The organism is Neisseria sp. P0009.S007, assembly GCF_051962515.1.
Window position 1 is genome coordinate 1 of sequence record NZ_JBQCVF010000952.1, and the last position, 367, is coordinate 367.

General features: G+C 52.6%; 1 protein-coding gene. It reads right to left on the minus strand.

Annotation, left to right across the window (positions count from 1 at the left end):
• Positions 1 to 367 (minus strand): glycosyltransferase (locus ACTHS3_RS17270; RefSeq protein WP_440368673.1); only part of this gene is annotated, 367 nt, incomplete at both ends.

Sequence of the window (367 nt, forward strand, 5' to 3'; positions counted from 1 at the left end):
CCGAAAGGAATGCAGTAGCCGGTTTGGCCGGTAATGACCATTTCCGAAATACCCGCCATGTTGTAGGTCACGACAGGCGTGTCGTAAAGGCCGGCTTCCAAAATATTGTTGCCGACACCTGCGCCGTGGTCGCCCACGCAATGCGGAGTGTTCACCAAAATATCGACTTCTTTGAAGTAGCCGGTCAAGTCGCGGACGCCGCCGAGGAAGGTGACTTTGTCTTCAATGCCTAAACGTTTGGCTTGGGTTTTGAGGTTGTCCATTTCTTCGCCGATACCTGCAACGTTGAGGCGTACAGGCATACCGCGGTCAACCATTTTCTTCAAAATATCCAACATCAGATGCACAGCGCGGACGGTGTCCAAAC